Annotated in this window: 19 protein-coding genes and 1 pseudogene; 9 read left to right on the top strand and 11 right to left on the bottom strand. The window is 70.9% G+C overall.

What is annotated here, in order from left to right:
* The first annotated feature begins 136 nt into the window (after nt 1–136).
* From erm to AB0O28_RS26195, 4 genes are all read left to right on the top strand, one after another.
* Nucleotides 137–913, top strand: a complete 777-nt coding sequence (gene erm, locus AB0O28_RS26210; protein ID WP_363644492.1) for a 23S ribosomal RNA methyltransferase Erm — start codon at nt 137–139, stop codon at nt 911–913.
* Between the two features lie 48 nt (nt 914–961).
* A complete protein-coding gene (locus tag AB0O28_RS26205; protein ID WP_363644490.1) occupies nt 962–1423 on the top strand; it encodes an NUDIX domain-containing protein in 462 nt (153 codons plus the stop codon).
* A 246-nt stretch (nt 1424–1669) separates the two neighbouring features.
* Nucleotides 1670–2569 (top strand): hypothetical protein, encoded by a 900-nt coding sequence (locus tag AB0O28_RS26200; RefSeq protein WP_363644488.1) that lies wholly within the window; start codon nt 1670–1672, stop codon nt 2567–2569.
* Nucleotides 2570–2797: 228 nt separating this feature from the next.
* On the top strand, nt 2798–3739 hold the full coding sequence (locus AB0O28_RS26195; protein ID WP_363644486.1) for a hypothetical protein: 942 nt from the start codon (nt 2798–2800) through the stop codon (nt 3737–3739).
* A gap of 54 nt (nt 3740–3793) precedes the next feature.
* On the opposite strand, the gene AB0O28_RS26190 is transcribed toward AB0O28_RS26195, so the two are convergent.
* The gene (locus tag AB0O28_RS26190; RefSeq protein WP_363644484.1) at nt 3794–4147 is read right to left on the bottom strand and encodes a hypothetical protein; all 354 of its coding nucleotides are present in this window, start codon (nt 4145–4147) and stop codon (nt 3794–3796) included.
* Between the two features lie 12 nt (nt 4148–4159).
* Between AB0O28_RS26190 and AB0O28_RS26185 the strand changes: the two genes are divergently transcribed.
* The gene (locus AB0O28_RS26185) at nt 4160–4306 is read left to right on the top strand and encodes a hypothetical protein (RefSeq protein WP_363644482.1); all 147 of its coding nucleotides are present in this window, start codon (nt 4160–4162) and stop codon (nt 4304–4306) included.
* 2 nt (nt 4307–4308) lie between these two features.
* The gene (locus AB0O28_RS26180) at nt 4309–4851 is read left to right on the top strand and encodes an MOSC domain-containing protein (RefSeq protein WP_363644480.1); all 543 of its coding nucleotides are present in this window, start codon (nt 4309–4311) and stop codon (nt 4849–4851) included.
* A gap of 110 nt (nt 4852–4961) precedes the next feature.
* Here AB0O28_RS26180 and AB0O28_RS26175 read toward each other — a convergent pair whose 3' ends face one another.
* The 6 genes from AB0O28_RS26175 to AB0O28_RS26150 form a co-directional block, all read right to left on the bottom strand.
* The gene (locus AB0O28_RS26175; protein ID WP_363644478.1) at nt 4962–5318 is read right to left on the bottom strand and encodes a hypothetical protein; all 357 of its coding nucleotides are present in this window, start codon (nt 5316–5318) and stop codon (nt 4962–4964) included.
* Nucleotides 5319–5342: 24 nt separating this feature from the next.
* A complete protein-coding gene (locus tag AB0O28_RS26170; RefSeq protein WP_363644476.1) occupies nt 5343–6023 on the bottom strand; it encodes a uracil-DNA glycosylase in 681 nt (226 codons plus the stop codon).
* A 186-nt stretch (nt 6024–6209) separates the two neighbouring features.
* Nucleotides 6210–7097: a carbohydrate ABC transporter permease gene (locus tag AB0O28_RS26165; protein ID WP_363644474.1), complete on the bottom strand. Its 888-nt coding sequence runs from the start codon at nt 7095–7097 to the stop codon at nt 6210–6212.
* On the bottom strand, nt 7094–8305 hold the full coding sequence (locus AB0O28_RS26160; RefSeq protein ID WP_363644580.1) for an ABC transporter permease subunit: 1212 nt from the start codon (nt 8303–8305) through the stop codon (nt 7094–7096). Before AB0O28_RS26160 ends, AB0O28_RS26165 begins: the two co-directional genes overlap by 4 nt.
* Before the next feature lie 592 nt (nt 8306–8897).
* The gene (locus AB0O28_RS26155; RefSeq protein ID WP_363644472.1) at nt 8898–10232 is read right to left on the bottom strand and encodes an ABC transporter substrate-binding protein; all 1335 of its coding nucleotides are present in this window, start codon (nt 10230–10232) and stop codon (nt 8898–8900) included.
* Between the two features lie 2 nt (nt 10233–10234).
* The gene (locus tag AB0O28_RS26150; protein ID WP_363644470.1) at nt 10235–11497 is read right to left on the bottom strand and encodes an ABC transporter substrate-binding protein; all 1263 of its coding nucleotides are present in this window, start codon (nt 11495–11497) and stop codon (nt 10235–10237) included.
* A gap of 135 nt (nt 11498–11632) precedes the next feature.
* On the opposite strand from AB0O28_RS26150, the gene AB0O28_RS26145 reads away from it, so the two are divergent.
* From AB0O28_RS26145 to AB0O28_RS26135, 3 genes are read left to right on the top strand one after another with little or no spacing between them, the layout of a single operon-like run.
* Nucleotides 11633–12139: a PadR family transcriptional regulator gene (locus tag AB0O28_RS26145; RefSeq protein ID WP_363644468.1), complete on the top strand. Its 507-nt coding sequence runs from the start codon at nt 11633–11635 to the stop codon at nt 12137–12139.
* A gap of 46 nt (nt 12140–12185) precedes the next feature.
* A complete protein-coding gene (locus AB0O28_RS26140; protein WP_363644466.1) occupies nt 12186–12932 on the top strand; it encodes an ABC transporter ATP-binding protein in 747 nt (248 codons plus the stop codon).
* 39 nt (nt 12933–12971) lie between these two features.
* Complete coding sequence (locus AB0O28_RS26135; RefSeq protein WP_363644464.1) at nt 12972–15242, top strand: FtsX-like permease family protein; 2271 nt, start codon at nt 12972–12974, stop codon at nt 15240–15242.
* A gap of 58 nt (nt 15243–15300) precedes the next feature.
* Here the strand turns inward: AB0O28_RS26135 and treS are convergent, their stop codons facing one another.
* The 4 genes and pseudogenes from treS to AB0O28_RS26115 all read right to left on the bottom strand — a co-directional run.
* Nucleotides 15301–17040 (bottom strand): maltose alpha-D-glucosyltransferase, encoded by a 1740-nt coding sequence (gene treS, locus AB0O28_RS26130; RefSeq protein WP_363644462.1) that lies wholly within the window; start codon nt 17038–17040, stop codon nt 15301–15303.
* 270 nt (nt 17041–17310) lie between these two features.
* Entirely contained in the window at nt 17311–19014 is a 1704-nt protein-coding gene (locus AB0O28_RS26125) for an asparagine synthetase B family protein (protein ID WP_363644460.1), read from the bottom strand.
* A gap of 156 nt (nt 19015–19170) precedes the next feature.
* A complete protein-coding gene (locus AB0O28_RS26120; RefSeq protein ID WP_363644458.1) occupies nt 19171–19470 on the bottom strand; it encodes a helix-turn-helix transcriptional regulator in 300 nt (99 codons plus the stop codon).
* A gap of 118 nt (nt 19471–19588) precedes the next feature.
* A pseudogene (locus tag AB0O28_RS26115) lies at nt 19589–19819 on the bottom strand (type II toxin-antitoxin system RelE/ParE family toxin); the annotation flags it as partial.
* Nucleotides 19820–19848: the final 29 nt, after the last annotated feature.

Genomic DNA, 19848 nt, shown 5'->3' with positions numbered 1-19848 from the left:
CTTCGCATGCTTCACGAGGATCCGCCGCTCGTAGCGGCGGGTCCTTCCTCTCGTACGGCTCCGCCGCCATTGGTGTCCTCGCCGGTGCGGTGCTTCGCGCTGCCCGGCTCCGATCGCGTACTCGCGGAGCACATCCATGGTTCATCAGGGCGGACGGCACGAGCTCGGTCAGAACTTCCTCGTCGACCGTACGATCATCGCGCACATCGGGGAACTCGTCGCCGGAACGGCCGGCCCGATCGTGGAGGTCGGCGCGGGGGACGGTGCGCTGACGCTTCCCCTGAGCCGGTACGGCAGGCCGCTGACGGCGGTCGAGGTTGATCCCGGGCGGGCACGCCGGCTGACCCGGCGCGTGCCGGCGAACGTCACCGTCGTCGACGCCGACATCCTGCGGTTCCGGTTTCCCCGGCATCCTCACGTGGTTGTCGGAAACCTGCCGTTCCACCTCACGACCTCGATCATGCGGCGGCTCCTCGCGGCGTCCGGCTGGAGGACGGCGGTGCTGCTGGTCCAGTGGGAGGTCGCCCGGCGCCGGGCCGGTGTCGGCGGTGCCAGCATGCTGACCGCCGCCTGGTGGCCGTGGTATGCCTTCGAGGTGCATGCGCGGGTGCCCGCCCGCTCGTTCCGCCCCGCCCCCTCGGTCGACGGCGGCCTGCTCACCATGACGCGCAGGGCCGTACCCCTGGTCGCCGAGCGGGGGCCGTACCAGGACCTCGTGCGCCGGGTCTTCACCGGGCGCGGACGTGGCCTGGCGGAGATCCTCGAACGCACGGGACGCCTGGACCGCCAGGCCGTACGCGCCTGGGCGCGTGAGGCGCGGGTGACGCCGCACGCGCTGCCCAAGGATCTGACCGCCGGACAGTGGGCGTCACTCTGGCAGGAAGTGGCGCGGCGTCGGTGGCCGAGCCTGTGATGATGTCCTTCTCTTTGCCGGAGTCGCTGTGGACGAAAGGGATTCCCCGTGAACGATCTGGTCGCCCGGTTGTGGCGGAGTATCGGCGGCATCGGTGGCTCGTTTCAGTGGCGGCTGGTGTGGCTTTCGCAGGCGAAGTTCATGGTCGGCGTCACGGGGATCGTTCGCGACGGAGACGGGCGGGTGCTGCTGCTGCGGCATCGGCTGTGGCCGGAAGACCGGCAGTGGGGGCTGCCAGGCGGCTACGCCGTCAGGGGGGAGACGTTCCGGGAGACGGTCGTCCGGGAGGTGCGGGAAGAGACCGGCCTGGAGGTGCGTGTCGGCGAGCTCGTGCAGCTCAACAGCGGTTACCGGCTGCGGGTCGAGGTGGCGTACGAGGCCGAGTTCGCCGGCGGCACGATGAGGATCGACCCCAAGGAGATCCTGGAGGCGCGGTGGTTCAGTCCTGACGACCTGCCGGAAGGGACGCTGCGGGCGCATCGGCACCTGATCTCCGGTGGAGCCGGTTAGGCGGTCGCCGGAGAGGCCGTCGACCGGCCTCCTGTGGACCGGTGCGATGTCGTGGGGTCATTCGCCCGTTTCTGATCGCCGGCTGTCCACAGAGCGGCGTTCGGGTGGGACGGGCGACGGCGGATTCGCGCAGGCTGCTGCAGTGCGGCGGTGCGAGGAGCGGCAGGTGCGGGGCCGGCTGCCCCTGCGGCACCTCCCGCGGCCGCTTCGGCGGTTGTAGATGCAGCACGTCGCGGAGGAGGAGCCATGCCAATCACCTATCCCGTGCCCGCGCAGACCTCGTCGGTCTTCGTCGTCGTCACGGACCGTACGCCGACCGACCTTTCGTCGATCATCCCCTGGCGGATGGGACCGTCTCACCGTCGCGCCGCCAGGGACGCGCTCGGCACGCCCCGGCTGACGCTGGAGGTGTTCCGGTCGACGCGGTCCCCCTGGCGGCGGATGGACCTGGGCGCCGAGGACCTCAAACGGGTGAGACGGGCCCGTCATCACGTGGTGGTGACGAGCACCGCCCCCGTCGAGGAACAACCCGAGGCCGCCCAGGTCGCCCGGGCGGCCGCGCGCGGGATCGCGGAGGCCTACCACGGTGCGCTGTACGACCCGCTGACCGGAGCGGCCGTCTACCACTGCGCCGAATGCCCGGGGGAGCGACAGGACTTCCAGCTCGGCGACGACTGGCTGGGCTGGAGGGTGTCGTGCGCCGAGGAGGAACACGCCTGCGGCCTCGGCGCTGCCGCCCCTGCGGGAGCCGGCGCCGAGGCCGGCGAGGGCTGTTCGTGCCTCGTGACGACCTCGCGCGGCCTGCGGCGTTTCGGCCTGCCGGAGATCACACTGACCGGCCTCGCCTGCGCGCACAGCCTCTGCGCGGTCACCGTTCTGCGCACCGTGGCGGAGTCACTGCTCGCTGGTCACTTCGCCTGGCTGTCCACCGGGCCCCGGTCTGCCTGCCGCGGCATCGCCCGCCGCCTGCGGGTGGCGGGGGTGGACTACGCCGTGCTGTCCGGCATACCGGACGAGGAGAACGCACTCCTGCGCGTGCGCCTCACGCCGGACGTCGTCGCCCGATCCTGCCTCAAGCTCCGCCTGCCCGGCGGTCACGACGGAGACCCCCGGCCGCATCACACTCCCGGCCTACTGGTCGCCTGACCCTTGTGGCCGTCGGCCGGGAAACCAGCGCGATCCTGCCGGTGGTCCTGCCGGTCTGCCCCAGCTCGTGCGCCTTCGCCGTCTCGGCCCTGGGCGCGATCTGATCCACGTGCCCGGCACGCCCGGGAGGAGAAGGGGGCGGCCGCGGGACCGTCGCGCGAGCCGGGGGTGGCGTGGTGCCAGGACCCGGATGGGAACGTTTGGGTGTCTTTCGGTCGTCTGTGAAGTGTGACCCTTTCCAGTGCCGGCGATGACGAGATCAGGGACGCGCGGGACCGCGCCAGGCGCCGGGACCAGCTCCTCCGGCAACGTGCCACTCTCCTGACTCAGGTCGAGGAGGTCCGCGGCCTGCTCGCCGACCTCGAGCGCCAGCTCGCCAAGGAGGACCGCGACGTCGCCAAGCTGGAGCAGGGCGGTTTCGCGGCCTTCCTGGCGGGTCTGACCGGGGGCAAGGAGGAGCGCCTGGCGCGGGAACGAGCCGAGGCGGTGGCGGCCCGGCAGCGGGTCACCGGTCAGCGGACCCGCCTGGAGTGGCTCACCGACGACCTCCGCTCCACCGAGCAGGAACTCACGGCGCTCGGCAACCCGCATCACGAGCTGGAGGTGCTGCTCGACCGTAAGGAGCGGACGCTGGTGGAGTCGGGCGATCCACGCGGGCGAGAGCTCGCCGACATCGCCGCCCGGCTCGCGAACGTGACCGCCGACCTGCGGGAGCACCAGGAGGCTCGGCAGGCGGGTATCGCGGCGGGCCAGGCGGTCGGCTACGTCCTGCGGCATCTCGGCAGCGCCCGCGGCGCCTCGACCTGGGACATGTTCAGCAACGGCGGCTTCGCCGACATGGTGGAGCACGGCCACCTGCGTCAGGCCGACGAGGCGGCCTGGCACGCGCAGGGCGCGCTCGACCGGTTCTCACGCGAGCTGGCCGACATCGGCGTCAGCGCCGCGCTGCAGTTGCCGAAGGTGGACACCCGCTGGTTCGCCGACGTCTTCTTCGACAACATCATCACCGACGCCATCAAGCATCAGCGGATCGCCCGTACGGCGGAGGCGGTACGCGAGGTCGCGGCATGGGTGGAGGCGATGGTCGACCAGATCTCCGCCCGCTCCGGTGAGCTGGCCCGTCAGCAGGAGTCTCTCGGCCGGCGACACGAGGAGGTCCTGAGCTCCTGACCGGTCCCCGCCCGGCCAGACCGGCCTGCCTGGCCGGGCCCGAGCGGCCGTCTCTCAGCTCGAGTGTTCGGCTGATCGGGCGAGGCCGGAGAGCACCGCGAGGGTGCGTTCCTGCTCGCGCGCGTCGCCGTACGGCGGCGCCGCGAACTCGGTGACGCCTGCCTCGGCGAGCCGCCGGATTCGGCGGGTGACCGTCTGTTCGCCGCCGACGATAACCACGTCTTCCGGGCCGCCCACGCCCTCCCGGTCGAGCACGGCCCGATATTCGGGCACCCGGCCCGCCAGCCCGAACTCCCCGGCGATCCGCCGCCGTACGCCCTCTTCGTCGCCCGTCACGCGGACGATCAGCCCGGCGGCGACCAGGGGAGAGGGGCGCCCATCGGTGCCGCCCTGCTCGAGCGCGCGCAATGGGACGGCGCGGTGCCCGGCGACATCGAGATCACCGATCTCCTCACGCTGGTCAACGCGATCGCGTGGGTCGGCGGGCAGGCCCCGTGTGACGAAAATCTACTTGACCGCCTCCTTGCCCTGGTGCGCGGAATGGAGCCAGAGGTTCAGGAGGAGTAGGCATGACGAACAGGGTGACAGCGGTGAGCCGCAACGCGGCCCACACCTTCAGCAAGACCCCGCTGGAGTCGATCCGGCTGCTGCCCGGCCTGGGCGTCGAGGGGGACGCCCACGCCGGGGTGACGGTCAAGCATCGGTCGCGGGTCGCCCGTGATCCGAGCGCGCCGAATCTTCGCCAGGTGCATCTGATCCACGCCGAACTGCACGACGAGCTGCGCGAGGCGGGCTTCGCCGTATGGGCGGGCGACATGGGGGAGAACGTGACCACCAGGGGCGTGGACCTGCTCGCGTTGCCCACCGGGACCCGGCTGCACCTCGGCGATACGGCCGTCGTCGAGGTGACCGGCCTGCGCAATCCCTGCGTGCAGCTCGACGGTTTCCAGGATGGGCTGATGAAGGCCGTGCTTGACCGGGACGAGCAGGGCAATCTGGTGCGCAAGGCCGGCGTCATGGGCATCGTCGTCGCGGGTGGCGAGGTCCGGCCCGGCGACCCGATCCGCGTGGAGCCGCCCGTCGGGCCCCACCACCCTCTTCAGCCGGTATGAGCGCAGGGGCCCGGCCGGCGGCCCAGAGGATGCGCACGTGGGCATCTTCTGGATGAGGGAACGCCGGTCCGGCCTGGCGGCCGGCCCGACGCCCTATCCCGTCGACAGCCTCAGTGGACGTGACCCGGCTCGTCGTGGTCGTGGTCGTGGTCGTGCTCGTCCTCGTCTTCCAGGACCCCCTCCGACGGCTCGACGCCGAGCATCGCCTCCCGCGGCTCGACCTCGGCGACGTGCTCGACCAGGCCGAGCACGTGGTCGGGCTCGATCAGCCACTGCAGGGCCGCCGCGCCCGTCTCGTCGGAGTTGACCAGCTCGATCTGCTCCTGCCGCTCGGCGTCGTCCAGTTCGGCCTGAGGGTCGCGGATCTCGGCGAGCGCCGCGGCCTGCAGCGCGTCGACATCGAGGACCTCGACCACCAGGTCGACGGTGAGCCGCAGGTAGCGGCCGGTGTCCGTTCCATCGCTCATGGTGGTGATCCTATCGGCAAGCCGTTATGGCAATTTCCACTCGACCGGCGCCCCGCCCTGCTCCTCCAGCAGGGCGTTGGCCCGGCTGAACGGACGGGAGCCGAAGAATCCGCTGCGCGCCGACAGCGGGCTGGGGTGGGCCGACTCGATGCACGGCACGCTTCCCAGCATGGGGCGCAGGTTGCGGGCGTCGCGACCCCACAGGATCGCGACGAGCGGCCCGCCCCGCTCGACCAGCGCCTTGATGGCCTGCTCGGTCACCTCTTCCCAGCCCTTGCCCCGATGGGAGGCGGGCTTGCCCGGCATCACCGTCAGCACCCTGTTGAGCAGGAGCACACCCTGCTCGGTCCACGGGGTGAGGTCGCCGTTCGAGGGCGGAGTGGGGTGGCCGAGGTCGGCCATGTACTCCTTGAAGATGTTGACCAGGCTGCCCGGCAGCGGCCGTACGTCGGGGGCCACAGAAAAGCTCAGCCCCACCGGGTGGCCGGGGGTGGGGTAGGGGTCCTGGCCGACGATGAGCACCCGGACCTCGCTCAGCGGCTGCTGGAACGCGCGGAGAACGTTGTCCCCCGTCGGGAGGTACTGGCGGCCTTCCGCGATCTCCTGCCTGAGGAAGTCACCCATGGCGGCGATGCGCCCGGCCACGGGTGCGAGGGCCTCGGCCCACCCGGCTTCCACGAGTTCGTGCAACGGACGTCCTGACATGTCCGCGCACTCTATCGGCTTTTCCGCCCCCGTACGGCCTGCAGGCGGAAAGATCGGATGCCCGCTTACCCCCGTGAAGCGGGCATCCGACGTCCTCTCGGCACGGTTCGCCACACACGGGACATTTCCCGTGTCGCCCGTAGTGATGCCGGAGGCTCCGGGGAAGGCCCCGGGGCCTCCGGCCGGTCACTTCACCGAGCCCGCGAGCATGCCCTGCACGAAATACCGCTGGAAGGCGAAGAACAGCACCAGCGGGATGATGAGCGACAGGAACGCACCCGGCGCGAGGATGTCCACGTTCGTGCCGAACTGCCGCATCTGGGATTGCAGCGCCTTCGTCATCGGCTGGTTGTCGGTGTCGGCGAACACCAGCGCGACGAGAAGGTCGTTCCACACCCACAGGAACTGGAAGATGCCGAGCGACGCGATCGCGGGCTTGGCCAGCGGGAACACCACGGTGGCGAAGATCCGCCACTCCGGCGCGCCGTCCATCCGCGCCGCCTCCAGCAGCTCGCGCGGGATGCCCGCGAAGAAGTTGCGCAGCAGGAAGATGGCGAACGGCAGGCCGAACGCCACGTGGAACAGCACGACCCCGAGAATCGAGCCGAAGATCCCGAGGAATCCGTACAGCTTGGCGATGGGGATCAGCGCGATCTGCACCGGGACGACCAGCAGGGCGATGACCACGAGGAACACCGTGTCCCTGCCGGGGAACTCGATCCAGGCGAACGCGTACGCCGCCATGGCCGCGATCCCGATCACCAGCAGGGTCGCGGGCACCGTGATCAGCACGGTGTTCCAGAACGACGAGCTGAAGCCCGACGCGAGCAGGTTCGAGTAGTTCTCGAACGTGAGCTGTGCCGGCTTGGTGAACAGCGTCCACCAGCCGGAGGAGTTGTTCTGGGTCTCGCCGCGTAGCGACACGACCAGCAGGCCCAAGGTCGGGATCAGCCAGAACAGCGCGATCAGGACCATGAAGACCTGCACCACGCCGCCGCCGAGGCGGTCGACCACCCGCGTGAGCAGGCCGCGCTCGACCGGCTGCGCGTGCCGGGGTTCGGCCAGGGTCGTCATCCCTCGTCCCTCCTGAACCGGCGGATGTTGAAGATCATGAACGGCACCACCAGGACGAGCAGGAAGATTGACAACGCGCTACCCATGCCCTGGTTGCCGCCGCCGCCGAACGACACGCGCCACATCTCCAGCGCGATCACGTTGGCCTGTGGCTGCACCGAGCCCGGGGCGATGATGAACACCAGGTCGAAGACCTTCAGCACGTTGATGATCATTGTCACGAAGACGACGAGCAGCACCGGCGACAGCAGCGGCACGGTGATCCGGCGGAACACCTGCCACTCGGTCGCGCCGTCGATCCTGGCCGCCTCCAGGGCGTCACGGGGGATCGCCGACAGCCCGGCCGCGATCAGCACCATCGCGAACCCGGCCCAGACCCAGATGTACGCGCCGATGATCGCGGGCGTGATCAGCGACGGACCCAGCCAGGTCAGGCCGTTGAAGGGCGCCGTGAAGTTCGACTGCGGCAGCCGTACGACATAGGAGCCGGCCGGGAGGCCGGAGAAGCGGAACGTGCCGTCGGCCGCCGTCTCGGTCGTCGCCTTGACCGCGCCGCCGGAGACCGCCTCGACCGTGATGCCGGCGAGGCCCTTCTCCTGCGGGTCGATCTGATTGAGCGTGCCCCCGCCGCCGCGGACCACGTCGAGCCAGACGGTGCCGCTCAGGCCGTCGCCGCCGGGGGCGGCCTTGGCGGGCGCGGCGTCCTTCACCACGTCATGGCTCAGGCCGACGAGCGGGATCAGCACCGGGGTGCCCGCCTGCACCTGCTGCTTCGTCACCACCGCGCCGCCCTGCGCGACCGCGGGCGCCTGGTCGTTCTCCCGCGGCCGCGCGCCGGGATATCCGGCGCTGGAGGAGAACGTGTCGTGGACGGTGGTGACGATGGCGTTGGCGACGCCCTTGTCCGGGTCCTGCTCGTACACGAGGCGGAAGATGACACCGGCGGCGAGCAGGGAGACGGCCATCGGCATGAACAGCACGAGCTTGAACGCCGTGGCCCAGCGGATGCGTTCGGTGAGCACCGCGAAGATCAGGCCGAGCGCGGTGACGATGATCGGGGCCACCACGACCCAGATGATGTTGTTCCTGATCGTGGTGAGCGTCGAGGAGTCGGTGAAGATCGAGAGGTAGTTGCCCAGTCCGACGAAGCGGTCGCCGGTGGCGTCGAAGAGGCTACGCCAGATCGAGTAGATGACCGGATAGATCATCCATGCGGCGAGCAGCAGCACCGCGGGCAGCAGGAACAGCACCGCCAGTCTCGGCGACGGACCGAGCCGCACGGGTGCCTTCGCCGTGCCCGCCGTGCCCGCCGTGGCGACCGCGCCGGGCGGGGCCGCCGTCGGGTATCCGGCCGCCGCCGGACCCTCGGGAGGCTCGTCCGAGACGGCCCCAGAGTCCGGCGCGGCCGCGGAGTCCGGCGCGGCCGCGGAGTCCGGCGCGGCCGCGGAGTCCGTGCCGGCCGCGGAGTCCGTGCCGGCCGCGGAGCCCGGGGTGGCCGTGGAGTCCGTGGCAGTCGCGGAGTCGGCGTCGGTAGCGGAGTCCGTGGCGGCGGTATCGGGGGTGGTCACCGAGTCACGGGAGCCCGGGGCGGGCGTGGAGCGCGGGGCGGGCGTGGAGCCCGGGGTGGTGGCTTCCGCGTCCTGGGAGCCGCCCGAGGAGCCGGGGGAGGCGGAGGATCCGGGGGAGCCGGGGGAAGGATCTGCAGGGGTCTCGCGGGGGCCGGAGGAGGCCCCGGCGGCGGAGTCTCCGCCGCCGGCGGCCTGCGGGCCGTCCAACCGTTCGGTCACGGCCGTCCTTCCTTTACTTCTTGAAGGCCTTGGCGGCGTCCGCCTCGAGCTTCTCCTGCGCGCCCTTCACGTCGGAGGGGTTGCGGAGGAAGTCCTGCAGGTCCTTCCACTCGCCCTTGCCGTCGGTGCCGCCGAAGGCGCTGGGCGAGAGGTCGGACATGTCGTACCGCACCGACTCGCCGGCCGAGATGATCGTCTGGGCGAGCTGCTTGGTCAGGTCGTCCGGGTAGTTGTCCGGCGAGACGTTGCGGTTGGGGGACAGGTAGCCGGGCTGCTTGGCCCAGACCTCGCCGCCCTCCTTCGAGGCCAGGAACTCCACCAGCGCCTGCGCGCCCTTGGTGTCCTTCATCACGACCGCGACGTCGCCGCCGAGGATGACCGGAGCCGTGTCACCCGCCTTCGGGAACGGCATGATCTTCGCCTCCTCGCCGACCTTGGCGCCCGACTGGCCCAGGGAGGCGGCGACGAAGTCGGCCTCGATGACCATCGCGGCCTTCTTCTGCGCGTAGGCCTGGGTGACGCAGGTCGGGAAGTCGGTCTGCAGCGCGCCGGACGAGCCGCCGAGCATGAACTCCTTCTTGCCGAAGATCTGCGCCATCTTCTCCAGGGCAGTCTTGACCGTGGCGTCGGTCCACGGGATCTCGTGCTTGGAGAGCTTGTCGTAGTTCTCCGGGCCCGCCGTGGAGAGGTAGACGTTCTCGAACAGGTCGGTCAGCGTCCATCCGGAGGCGGCGCACAGCGCGAACGGCGGGACGCCGGAGTCGGACAGCGTCTGGGCGTTCTTGATCAGGTCGTCCCAGGTGGACGCGGGCTGGGCGCCGGCGTCGTCGAAGGCCGACTGGCGATACCAGACGAGCGACTTGTGCGCGGCCTTGACCAGCACGCCGTACACCTGGCCCTTGGCGGAGCCGAGCTCCTTCCAGTACGGCGTGTAGTTCTGGTCGATCTGCGCCTGCACTTCGGCGGACAGCGGCTTGAGCGCGTTCTCGTCGGCGTACTGCTGCACCAGGCCCGGCTGCGGGAGGATCGCGACGTCCGGAGGGTTGCCGCCCTGGATGCGGGGGCCGAGGTAGGCGCCGGTGTCCTCACCGGTGGAGGCGTAGGTGACCTTGGCGCCGGTCTTCTCCTCGAACGCCTTGAGCACCTTCTCGAAGTTGGCCTGCTCGTCGCCGGTCCACTTCGCGGCGACCTCGACCTTCTCGCCCTCCAGCGGCTTGGCGCCGGCGGCGGCCGAGGCGCTTCCCTGGGCCGCCGGCTCGCTGCCGGAGCCGCTGCCCGAGTCGCTGCCGCACGCGGCGGCGGCGGCGAGAGTGAGGCACGCGACCATGATCGGGGGGAGTTTGCGCATATCTATCCTCCGGGCTGGATGACCTCGCCGAGTCCCTGTTTCAGATCGGCGACGGTCTCGTCTACGGGTTTGGCAAAAGCGAGCGCGCCGGAAACGGCGCTGGAGATCAGCAGGCTGACCTGGTTGTAGTCGGCGGTGACCGGTCTGGGCCGCGCCGACACGATCGCCTCCTTGAGCACGGGCAGATACGGGAACCGCTCGATGAGCTCCGGGTCGTCGTACAGCTCCGCCCATACCGGGGGGAACGAGCCCTCGGTGAGCACGAGCCGCTCGTTGTCACGGCCCGTGAAGTAGCGGATGAAGTCGAGTGCCGACTTCTGCCGCTTGGAGAAGGCGCTGATGGCGAGGTTGTAGCCGCCCAGCGAACTGGACCCGGGTCCGTTCAGCCCGGGCAGCCGGGTCACCGAGAACTTCCCGGCCAGCTGTGAGTGGGCGGCGGGCCCGTACGCGTGGGGCCAGTTGCGGGCGAACAGCAGCCGCCCTTCCTGGAAGGCGAGCCGCGACTCCTCCTCCTTGTACGTCAGCGCCTCGCGGGGGATCCACCCCTCCTTGAGGCCGCCGACGAGGAAGCCGAGTGCGGCCCGCGCGCTGCCGAGGTCCATCGTGACCGTGCGGGCGTCGGGGCTGAGGATCGACCCGCCCGCCGACTGGACGGCCTCGGCGAAGTTGACGGTCAGCCCCTCGTACGGCAGAAACTGTCCGGCGTATCCCCCGATGTGATACTTCGCGCTCAGGCGGGAGGCCTGCTCGCGCAGCTCCGCCCAGGTCTTGGGCGGCTTCAGGTGCTCCTTCTTCAGGATGTCGGACCGGTAGTAGAGCAGGCCCGCGTTGCTGGTGTAAGGCGCGGCCCACAACCTGTCGCGATAGATGGCGGTGTCCGCGACGCCCTTGAGCAGCTTGTCCAGGGGGAACAGGCTGCGGTCGAGCGGCGCGATCCAGCCGGCGTCGGCGAACTCGGCCGTCCACATCACGTCGAGCGCGAGCACGTCGTAGACGTCGTTGTGCGCCTGCAGGTTGGCAACCATCTGAGCGCGCTGCTCGTCGGCCGCCTCGGGCAGTTCGAGCAGCGACACCGGCTCGTCCGGGTGCGCCTGGTTCCACCGGTCCAGCAGCGGGCGGAGGTAGGCGGTGGTGTCCCTGCCGATCGCCAGTGTGATCGGCCCGGTGCCGTCGCCGCCCACGGCGGACTCGGTGCCGGTGTCGGCGAGCCCCGCGCACCCGGCCACCAGGAAGGTGACCAGAACGGCGACGGCTCGGCGAACCATGTGGCCTCCGTATGAAAAGCCGGTTACATACGTGTTAGGTAGGTGCATGCATGTTATGCATAGCGATAATGTGAGCGTCAACGGATGGGCTCGTAACGCTCCGATAACTGCTCGATACGGCTTGGGGGTGGGCGCGTGCGGCAGTCGCTGCTGGCGCTCCTTGCGAAGGAACCTGCCCACGGATACGAGCTGAAACAGGCACTCGAAGCGATCTTCGGCGGCGCCTACCCGTCGCCCAACATCGGTCAGATCTACGTGACCCTGGGCCGGCTGGAGAAGGACGGGTACGTCCGGTCGGTCGACGTCGAGCAGGCCAACCGGCCGAACAAGAAGGTCTACTACATCACCGCCACCGGCCGGGAGGCGCTGGAGACCTGGGTGGACGAGCCCACCGAGGGCCCCCGCGTGCGCGACGAGTTCTTCATGAAGCTCGTGCTGGCCCCGATGACCGGGCTGTCCGACCGCATGGCTTTGGTGAACCGGCAGCGACGGCACTACCTTGCGCTCATGAGAGACCTCCGCGAGCTGGCCGAGCGCACCGATCCGGCCAACCGGGTCGCGCTGCTGCTCATCGAAGGGGCCATGCTCCACCTGCAGGCCGACCTCGACTGGCTCGAACGCTGCCAGGAGGACCTGCCGTGATCGTGCGGTCAGGGGCGGACGACACGGCGCGGGTGAGGTGGGCGGCGTGACGGACACACCCGTCGTCCGGGCGGTCAACCTGGTCAAGATCTACCAGACCGGTGGGCTGCCCGTGCCGGCCGTGCGCGGAGTCGACCTGACGATCGAGGCCGGAGAGTTCGTCGCCGTCATGGGCCCGTCGGGGTCCGGGAAGTCCACGCTCATCCACATGCTCGGTGGCCTGGACACGCGTACGAGCGGCGAGATCTGGCTGGACGGCAAACGGGCGGACACGCTCTCGGAGAGCGGGTGGGCGGTGCTCCGCCGCGAGAAGATCGGCTTCGTCTTCCAGTTCTTCAACCTGGTCACCAACATGACCGTGGCCGACAACGTCGAGCTCCCCGCGCTGCTGGGCGGCGCCCCGCCCCGGCAGGCCAGGGAGCGGCGCGAGTACCTCCTCGGCGAGCTCGGCCTGACCGACCGTGCCGAGGCGTCGCCGGCCCAGCTCAGTGGGGGTGAGCAGCAACGGGTCGCGCTGGCCCGCGCGCTCGCCAACCAGCCCCGGCTGCTGCTGGCCGACGAGCCGACCGGCAACCTCGACAGCCGCAACACCCGCGACGTGCTCCGCCTGCTCGGCAAGGTGCACGGGCAGGGCCAGACGATCGTGCTGGTCACCCACGACGCCCGGGTGGCGAGCATGGCCGACCGCGTCGTCAGCCTGCTCGACGGCCAGATCGTCGACGACGGCGCCATCCCGAAGTCGCGCCGGCGCCCCTCGGGAGCGGCGGGGGACGTCGTCGAACTCCGGAGCTGACCCGGTGCGAACCGCACGATCACGGCGAGGGGGCGCGTGGTGACGGCGAGGGCCGCGGAGCTGCGGTGGATCCGCGCGGACCTGCGGGCACGCCGGGGCCAGGCCGCGCTCACGGTCCTCGCGGTGGCGGGGATCGTCACCGCGCTGATCGTCGCGGCCACGCTGCTGGAGGACGGCACCAACCCCTGGCGCGGCCTGTTCGAGCGCAGCAACAGCGCGCACATCTGGATCCACAGCAAGGACGCCCCCGACGTGTCCGCGCTGCGCCGCCTGAACGGCGTGACCGACGTCGCCGGGCCGTATCGCAGCGCGCCCGCCACGCTGGTCGCCCGCGGCCGGCGGGTGCCGATCACACTGCAGGAGACGCCGGCGGCCTTCCCCGCCGTGGCCCGCCCGCTCCTGCGTGAGGGCCGCTGGCTCGACGTGCGCACTCCGAACGGCGTGGTCGTCGAACGGTCGTTCGCCCGGGCCCTCGGCCTGCGGCCGGGCAGCCCGTTCGCCGTCACCGGGCTGAACGGCGCCACCCACTCACTGACCGTCGCCGGTCTCGCGGAAAGCGGCGACCAGGGGTTCTACCCGGAGTGGACCCCCGGGCTGGCCTGGACGCTCGCACAGACGCTCGACGTGGTGGAGCCCGCGCCCGGCCGCACCGAGACCGTGACCGGGCTGCGGCTGGCCGACCCCGCCGCCACCGATCTGGTCGTCCAGCGGGCCGTCTTCACGCTGCGCAACCAGGTGCAGCGGGTGACGACCTGGCGCGAGGTGCGGGCCTCCATGGAGCTGGACAACCGGCTGCTCGGCCTGCTGCTCGCGTTGTTCGGCGTCGCCGGCCTGGTCGCCGCCGCGCTGGCGCTCGCGAACGCCGCGGGCGGCCGTGTGCTGATCCAGTTACGCGACATCGCCACGCTCAAGTCGCTCGGGTTCACCCGGGGCCAGGTCGTACGGATGCTCGTCGCCGAGCACGGCACGCTCGGGTTGCTCGGCATCGTCGCCGGAGCCGTCGTCGCCCGGCTGATCACGGCGTACGCCATGGGGGAGACGGTCGTCGTGCCGCTGTCGGCCGGCCCCCTCGCCGCGATCATCGCGGGAACGTCGCTGACGGTGCTGGTCGCGGTCCTGATCCCGGCCTGGCGCGGCGGGCGCACCCCGCCGATCCCGGCCGCACCGGCGGCGCCGCCGCGCGGGCACCTGTCGCGGCTGGCCAGGGTCGCCCTGCTCGTACGGCTGCCGCCCGCGCTGGTCCTCGGCGCCAGGGACGCCTTCACCCGCAGGACGCCCGCCGCGCTCACGGTGTGCGGCGTGGCCATCCCGATGATGATGATCACGGTCGGGCTCGGCTGCTGGACGACTCTGGACGACTTCATCCGCCACCCCGAGAGCGTGGGCCAGGCGGCGGCCCTGTCCCTGCGGCCGGGCGAACTGACCGCGGAGGAGGCGCGTCAGCGCGCGATGGCCGATCCGGACGTGGTCGCGGCCTACCCGGGCGCGGAACTGGACGCGCTCGTCCCCTGGCAGACGAGGACCGTGCGGACCAGGGCACTCGGCCTGTCCTCGGACCCGTACCCCTTCCCGGTGGCGGAGGGCCGGATGTTCGCCGACCGGGGCGAGGCGGTGGCCGGGCAGGGCCTGCTCGACCTCCTCGGCGTACGGATCGGCGACCGCGTCCGCGTGACGATCGGGGGCACCCCGCTGATCGTGCGGATCGTGGGCCGGGTGGTCGAGCCGGAGCAGGACGGCGAGGTGCTGTCGCTCGGGGTGGACAGCCTGGCGGCCAAGGACGCGCTGCCGCCGCAGTTCTACGCCCTGGTGCTGCGGCCCGGGGCCGACGCGGCCCAGGTTCGCGCCCGCCTGCAGGGGCAGGGGCTGGAGGTGGCCCAGGCGGTGAACCCGGCCGACCGGCTCGCGGTCATCCGTGTGATCATCGTCGCGCTGGTCGCCGTGCTGGCACTGATCGGGCTGGCGAGCCTGCTGACCGCCAGCGCGCTCGGCCTGCGGGACCACGTGTTCGACCTGGCCGTGCTCAAGGCGATGGGCCTGACTCCCCGTCAGGTGATGGCCACGCTGGTCACCGCCACCGGACTGCCCGCGGTGGTGGGGGTCGTGGTGGGGGCGGCGGCGGGGGCGGCCTGGTCACGATGGCTGATCGACCTGGAGGGCCGCGGCAGCGGTGTCGGCGCCGGCATCGGGCGCGCCCCGACGCCGGGCATGCTCGCCGGCGCCCTCCTGGCCGCGGTCGGCGCCGCGCTGCTGGTGGCGCTGATCCCCGCCCGGCGGGCGGCCCGGGCGCAGGTGCCCGTCGCCGCCCGTTGAGACAGGGACCGTCCGGAGCGGTGCGGAGACAGGAGCTCCGCACCGCCCATCCGGGCCGTCAGGCGTCCGGGGAGTTGCGCAGGGACAGCCAGTAGAAGCCGTACCCCGGCAGCGTGAGCAGGTAGGGCAGATCGCCGATCACCGGGAAGGGGACGCCGCCGCGGCACTCGACCGGGGTGACCCCGGCGAAGCGCCGCAGGTCGAGCTCGACCGGCTGGGCGAAGCGCGACAGGTTGTTGACGCACAGGACGACGTCGTCGTCCTCCTCCCGCAGGAAGGCCAGCACGCTCGGGTTCGGCGACCACAGCTCGGTGTAGCTGCCGGTGCCGAAGATCGGGTGCTCCCGCCTGATCTGCAGCATCCGCCGGGTGAAGTGCAGCAGCGACGACTCGCTCTTGGTCTGGGCCTCGACGTTGACCGCCTGGTAGCCGTACACCGGGTCCATGACCACCGGCAGGTACAGCCGGCCGGGGTCGGCCTCGGAGAACCCGGCGTTGCGGTCCGGGGTCCACTGCATCGGCGTGCGGACCGCGTCGCGGTCCTCCAGCCAGATGTTGTCGCCCATGCCGATCTCGTCGCCGTAGTACATGACCGGTGAGCCCGGCATGCTGAGCAGCAGCGCGGTGAACAGCTCGATCTGGTCCCTGTCGTTGTCCAGCAGGGGGGCCAGACGCCGCCGGATGCCGAGGTAGGCGCGCATGCGCGGGTCCTTGGCGTACTCGGCGTGCATGTAGTCGCGCTCCTCCTCCGTCACGGTCTCGAGCGTCAGCTCGTCGTGGTTGCGGAGGAAGATGCCCCACTGAGCGCTTTCCGGCAGCTTGGGGGTGCGCGACATGATCTCGGAGATCGGCTCGCGACTCTGCCGGCGCACGGCCATGAAGATGCGCGGCATCAGCGGGAAGTGGAAGGCCATGTGGCACTCGTCGCCGCCCACGGTGGGGTCGCCGAAATACTCGACCACGTCCTCGGGCCAGCCGTTGGCCTCGGCGAGCAGCACCCGGTCGGGGTAGATCCGGTCCACCTCGGCGCGGATCTTCTTGAGGTAGTCGTGCGTCTCCGGCAGCCCGGCGCAGGAGGTGCCCTCGCGCTCGAACAGGTACGGCACCGCGTCCAGCCGGAACCCGTCCACGCCGAGGTCGAGCCAGAAGCGGATGACCTCCATCATCGCGTCCTGCACGGCCGGGTTGTCGTAGTTCAGGTCGGGCTGGTGGTGGAAGAACCGGTGCCAGTAGTACTGCTTGCGCACCGGGTCGTACGTCCAGTTCGACTCCTCGCTGCCGACGAAGACGATGGGGACGCCGGAGTACTTGTGCGGGTCGTCCGACCAGACGTAGAAGTCGCCGTACGGGCCCTCGGGGTCGTTGCGGGACGCCTGGAACCACGGGTGCTGGTCACTGGTGTGGTTCATCACGAGGTCGGTGATGACCCGCAGGCCGCGCTCGTGCGCCGCCTCGATCAGCCGCACGAAGTCGCCGAGATCGCCGAACTCCGGAAGTATCTTCAGGTAGTCGGAGATGTCATAGCCGCCGTCCTTGAGCGGGGACTCGTAGAGCGGCAGCAGCCAGAGGCAGTCGACCCCCAGCCAGCTGAGGTAGTCGAGCTTGTCGATCAGCCCGCGCAGATCGCCGGTGCCGTCGCCGTTGGAGTCCTTGAAGCCGCGGACCAGCACCTCGTAGAAGACCGCGCGCTTGTACCAGCGAGGGTCCTGCGAGGTGAAGTCGGTGATCTCAGGGAGATCGCCGGTAGAGGCGCCGAACGACCCGGGCACCGGGTCAGGGCAGGGCGCAGCAGCGTTCATCTGGTTCTCGCTTGAGGAAAGAGGGGGCGCGTTGTCAGGTCACACCCGAGCTTTGACGCTCACGCCGTGATGTTTGGCTTTAGTTGACCAAAAATACCACCTGAGGTGCCCTGACCGAAAAGGCTGACAGCGGTCTGACATGCAGTTTTTACCTGTTTTCAGGTGATCACGTACGGCTACCGCACAGGCGCGCGGACGAACTGTGCGGGTGTGCGACGCGGATTGCGCGCGGGATGGCGGCTGGACGGGACGCGGGTGGAGCGGCGCCGGCTACGTGCCGGACGGCGCGGTCGAGAGTGGCGTGGTCCAGGGCGGTGTGAGGTCGCCGAGCACGTCCTCGTAGTCGGCAAGCCACGCCCCGAACGCCACCAGAGCGCGGAGCCAGAACCGCGAGTTCCACGACCCGAAGGCCGTCAGCGCGTCCGGCCCGCCGGAGATCGCCTCCAGCATCTGCGGCGACATCAGCCCGGGGATCTCCGCGGCCTTGACCAGCATCCGGTGGTTCCACTCGCGGGCGACCGGCCCGTTCGAGCGCAGCGGCACCCGGCGGTTGGGCAGCAGCGGAGTATTGGTCGAGGGCAGCGCGGCCACCCGGGGGTTGGCGGCCCGCAGGACCTCCCGGTAGAACTTCCCGCCCTCCTTGCGGACGACCGGCACCGACAGCGCCGCGTCGAAGAACTCCGGATGCAGGAACGGGAAGACCGGGGTCGCCTCGGGGCCGACCAGGTTGACGGGGGACCGGGCGATGCCCCGCACGGTCCGGGTGTGCAGCACGCTCAACGGCAGCTCGGCCCGGTGCCCGTGCACCATGGAGGTCGCCCGGGTGAACGCCGTACGGACCCGGTCGTCCATCCACGCGGCGGCGGCCTCGCCGAGCACGGGGATGTGGGCGTCGCCGGTCGCCAGCGCCTTCAGCAGCGCCTCGCGGCGGGACGCGCCGGTCCCCGCGCCGACGGCGTCCGCCGTGATCAGGAAGTTCTTCATCAGCGGGCCGCCCGCCAGGCCGTCCACCAGCGCCCGGCCCGCGCCGTGGACCTCCCGCGCGAAGGGGGAGTACCACGCGTGGTGGCTGGTCAGGAACTCCAGCCGCCGGGCCGCCCACAGCGCCTCCTGCGGGTAGGCGGCCGGGTCCTGCGGCATGATCCGATGCGGAATGCCCAGCTCACGGGTGATGTAGCGGGCGAAGTCGATGTCGTTGTCCAGCCCGTCGTCGGGGCTGGTGGTCCACGACTCGACGTCCATCTTCCTGTCCATTGCCACGCTGGCCAGCAGCCGCGAGTCGTACCCGCCGCTCACCGGCACCAGCACCCGCTCGTACGGCTTGAGCGCGTCGTGCAGCAACGCGACCAGATCGCCGCCGGTGACGCCCCGGTCCACCGGCTCCTCCCGCACCCAGCGCGGGGCCCGCCGGTCGATGCGCAGCCTGCGCTCGCGGCGCGACCAGCTCAGCGCCGTCGCGCCGGGCAGACGCCGGATCTGGCGGTACGGCGTGTCCTCCAGCAGCGGATACGTGAGCGTGAGGATCGCCGCCCACGCCTCCCAGTTCACCTCGTACGGCCGCCGGGCCAGCGCGAGGAGCGGTTCGATCAGCGAGGAGAAGTAGACCGCGTCCCCGTCCTGGAGGTAGTAGACGTCGACCAGGCCGAGACCACCCGTGTGCAGGCTCACCGACTCCGGGCCGTCCACCAGGCCCGGGGTCTCGTAGGTCTCCGCGACCCGCAGCCACGCGTTCGCCCGGGGCTCGCCGCCCGTCTCCGGCCGCCGGTCGCCCCACGCGTACGCGGTCGCCCGCTCACCCGTGGCGTACGGCGTCAGCGGAGCCGAGGTGAGCAGCGCGGCCTCCGGGGCGGTGTGCACGGCCTGGACGGCCGGCCCCGAGCGCGCCAGCAGGTCGAGCGTTGCCTGCTCGAAGGGCCCGACGGCCCCGCAGACGTACGGCCTGGCCTGGAATCGCGGCCACTCACCCTTGCGCACGGTTTGCCCTCCCTTGAACCGCAGCCGAGTCTACGGACCTCCCGGCCGCCGAAGGGACGAAAGCCCCGAGACGTACGGCTTAACGGTCAGACCTGCCACAGGGCGCTGACGGGCATGGCACGCAGCCGTGGGCCGAAGGGGAGGCGCCGGTGCCGGCTAACTTGCCTCCCGGAAGGGCTGGAACTGCACACTGAGCCGTACCTCCAGGGCTTCGGCGAGGCGTTCCAGCATGGGAATCGTGGGCATGGTGCCGCCGGCCTCGAAGCGGGCCACCGCAGGTTGTTTGAGGCCTGCCCGAGCTGCCAGCTCCGTCTGCGTCAGGCCGAGCTCCTCGCGCCGTCGCCGCACCGCGTCGCCGAGCTCGAAGCGGAGGCGAGCGGCCTCGTAGGCGGCTCCGGCGCCGGGGCGACTCATGATCTCGGCGCGTTTGTCCGACCATGCCCTGCGCTCGCCCATGTCGATCACTCCTCGCCCGCCGTGTGCGCTTCCGCGATACATCGCCGCTTGCCCGCACAGCTCGCTCGATCTCGGCCGTCTCCCGGATCCGCTGCTTGCGGAAGACCGTGAGCAGAATGATGCGTCTTCCCGGCGCGATCCAGTAGGTGATGCGGACCGCGTCCCGGGAGAGGTGGAAGCGCAGCTCCCGAAGCTTGCCGCACAGCTGCCGGGTGTACGGCTCGTCGAGGAGCACGCCGCGCTCGGCCAGCAGATCGACATAGAAGACGGCGGTCTCCTGGTCGTCCTGGCTGAGCGAGTCGAACCACTCGTCGACCTCGGGTTCAAGCTCCACCTTCCCCCAACTCATAACACGGACGTTATAGTGCAGGCAAGTGA

The sequence above is a fragment of the Microbispora sp. NPDC088329 genome (genome assembly GCF_040685655.1).
Lineage (GTDB): Bacteria > Actinomycetota > Actinomycetes > Streptosporangiales > Streptosporangiaceae > Microbispora.
The sequence above is the reverse complement of the archived record's forward strand: the minus strand, read 5'-3'. Positions and strand labels throughout refer to the sequence as shown.